Genomic DNA, 2,984 nt, shown 5'->3' with positions numbered 1-2,984 from the left:
AACCGGAATATTTGGATTAAAAAACATGAGTGGGGTAGGAATTTCTTTCGGATTAGATCGAATTTATTTGGTTTTAGAAGAATTAGGTTTGTTTCCAGAAACAGTAACTACGACTTCAAAAGCGTTATTTATAAATTTTGGTGAAGCTGAAACGTTATTTTCATTAAAAGCCATTTCGGAACTTAGACAAAATAATATTAAGGTAGAAATGTATCCTGATGCCGCAAAAATGGCAAAACAATTTCAGTTTGCTGAGAAAAAAGGGATTCAATTTGCAGTTTTAGTAGGTGAAGAAGAAATGAAACAAAAACAATATAAAATTAAAGATTTGATTTCAGGAGAACAAGAAACGGTTTCGTTAGCCCAATTAATAGAAAAATTAAAATAAATTACTAGATAGAAACACAGATTTCACAGATTAACACGGATTTTAATTTGTGTCAATTTGTGAAAATTTGTGTAAAATAAAACAAAATGAAGAAATACTTCCAAGAATTCAAATACAATTTCAATTTAGCGTTACCTGTAATCTTAGGTATGGTTGGTCATACGTTAGTTGGAGTAGTGGATAATATTTTTGTGGGACAATTGGGTTCTACAGAATTAGCGGCGGTTTCTTTAGGAAATAGTTTCGTGTTTATTGGAATGTCAATTGGAATTGGATTTTCTACAGCTATTACGCCAATTATAGCGGAATTCGATAGTACAAAAAATAGAGAAGGCGGAAGAACGGCTTTTCAAAACGGATTAATTTTATGTACCATTTTAGGTTTTGGATTGTTCTTTTTATTGCTTTTTGCCAAACCTTTATTGTCATATATGAACCAGCCCGCAGATGTAGTAAAATTAGCCAAACCTTTCTTAGATATTGTGGGTTTCTCATTGGTACCTCTTGTAATTTTTCAAGCATACAAACAGTTTGCTGACGGAATGAGTGAAACCAAATATTCTATGTATGCTACAATTTATGGTAATATTATTAATGTAGTAATTAATGCTTTATTGGTTTTTGGATTGTTTATGTTTCCTAAAATGGGAATTGTAGGATCTGCTATTGGAACATTAATCGCACGTGTTTTTATGGTCATTTATATGCACTATATTCTTTCTAAAAATGAAAAATTCAAATCCTTTTTCAAGAATTTTGGTTGGCAATCTTTTCAAAAAAGCGTTTCAGATAAAATTATTAAGTTGGGTATTCCTTCTTCGTTACAAATGTTTTTTGAGGTCGCTTTATTTACTGGCGCCATTTGGTTGTGCGGTATGATTGGAACTACCAGTCAGGCAGCCAATCAGATTGCATTAAGTTTGGCTTCTCTAACCTTTATGTTTGCGATGGGATTAAGTGTTACGGCTATGATTCGGGTAGCCAACCAGAAAGGATTGAATGACTATAAAAAACTTAATACGGTAGCGCATTCTATTTTTTTAATGGCCATAATTTTAGAAATTATTTTTGCAATAGTTTTTATGTTAGGAAGTCAGTTTTTCCCTTCGTTTTTTGTAAATTCAGAAATGGCATTAAACGCATCTGAAATTAAAGAAGTACTTTCTGTTTCTTCAAAATTATTAATAATTGCTGCATTTTTCCAAATTTCAGACGGAATTCAAGTAGTAGTTTTAGGCGCATTACGTGGTTTACAAGATGTAAAAGTACCAATGTATTTAACCTTTATTGCGTATTGGATAATTGGTTTTCCTATTTCAATTTATTTAGGGTTATACACTTCATATAAAGCCGAAGGTGTTTGGATTGGCTTATTAGCCGGATTAACAGCTGCTGCATTGATGCTTTATTTCCGATTTAGATTTCTATTAAAATTACATAGATAAAGGACAAAAGATAAAAGATGAATGACAAAAGATTTGTACTTTTGAAAATTCAAAATTTATTATTTACAATTCAAAATTTTAAAATATGGAATTACCAAAATTTGTAATAGGCGACAACACTGATTTTCCGGATGATATTTTTGTTATTCATTTAGAATATCCAAGATTTTTCATAAATCTTAAAGACGATTCAGTTGAATTTTTAGAAGATGTTGAAGAAGAAGATCAAACCGAATTAGAAGCCGAAATGGAACATTTAATTACCCTTGCAGGCGAATTTTATGACCGAGAAATGGTACGTTACGAAAAAGCATAAAAAAAACCGATAGTTTTCTATCGGTTTTTTTTAATCTAATAATCTAAAAGTCTAAGAAATCTAACAATCTAAGAAGTCTAATACGTCTGACTTAAGAACTGCAGCTTAACATAGAACTTCCAATTTTTTGTCTTGCCCAATCGGGTCTTTTTGCAAACCATTTTTCAAATTCGGGTTGTTCCTCATAGGGATGCAAAAGGAGTTCATAGAATTCGTTTAGTAACGAATAATCTTCTTTTTCTGCCAATTCAATCGCCATTTGCGCCATATAATTACGTAAAACATATTTCGGATTCACCGAATTTTGAAGTGTTTTTCGCTCGTTATCTGAAAGTAGTTCTTTATTTAAAAGTGTTACATAATGTGCAAACCAAAAATGCCAAGTTTCTAAAATAATTCCTGTAACTTCTTCAGGTTTATAAAACGCGTCAGTAATTTTTGCTACACAAGCTTCACTTGTATCTGTTTTTTTAATCTGATTTAGTTTTCTAAAAAAAATGGTATAATCTGTTTCTGTTTGTTCTAAATTATATAGTAATTGTTGAATTAGATTTTCGTTTTCTTCATTTTTTAATGTAATACCCAATTTTTTCAACATCATTTCTAAAAAATCTTCATCGTATTTTTTAGCATAATCATTTAGAATTTCTTCCAAAGGTGCTGCTTCTTCAATTAGCGGATACAATGCATTTGCCAATTGATATAAATTCCATAAAGCAATATTCGATTGGTTGCCAAATCGGTATCTTTTTCCTGCTGCATCAGTTGTATTGGGCGTCCAATTCGGATCAAAGTTTTCAAGCCATCCGTAAGGTCCGTAATCAATGGTGATGCC

General features: G+C 31.2%; 4 protein-coding genes. 3 read left to right on the top strand and 1 reads right to left on the bottom strand.

What is annotated here, in order from left to right; genetic code table 11:
• The 3 genes from ACIQ11_RS10020 to ACIQ11_RS10010 form a co-directional block, all read left to right on the top strand.
• Positions 1–388: His/Gly/Thr/Pro-type tRNA ligase C-terminal domain-containing protein (locus tag ACIQ11_RS10020; RefSeq protein ID WP_396154521.1), on the top strand; the 388-nt coding region annotated here is incomplete at its 5' end.
• 86 nt (positions 389–474) lie between these two features.
• Positions 475–1,833, top strand: a complete 1,359-nt coding sequence (locus ACIQ11_RS10015) for an MATE family efflux transporter (RefSeq protein WP_396154519.1) — start codon at positions 475–477, stop codon at positions 1,831–1,833.
• A gap of 85 nt (positions 1,834–1,918) precedes the next feature.
• Positions 1,919–2,149: a hypothetical protein gene (locus tag ACIQ11_RS10010; protein WP_396154517.1), complete on the top strand. Its 231-nt coding sequence runs from the start codon at positions 1,919–1,921 to the stop codon at positions 2,147–2,149.
• A 91-nt stretch (positions 2,150–2,240) separates the two neighbouring features.
• Here the strand turns inward: ACIQ11_RS10010 and ACIQ11_RS10005 are convergent.
• Positions 2,241–2,984: protein adenylyltransferase SelO family protein (locus ACIQ11_RS10005; RefSeq protein ID WP_396154515.1), on the bottom strand; the 744-nt coding region annotated here is incomplete at its 5' end.

It is taken from the genome of Flavobacterium sp., from assembly GCF_044361065.1.
In the GTDB taxonomy this organism is placed as follows: domain Bacteria; phylum Bacteroidota; class Bacteroidia; order Flavobacteriales; family Flavobacteriaceae; genus Flavobacterium.
Note: the sequence above shows the minus strand (reverse complement) of the source record. Positions and strands in the feature narration are given on the sequence as shown.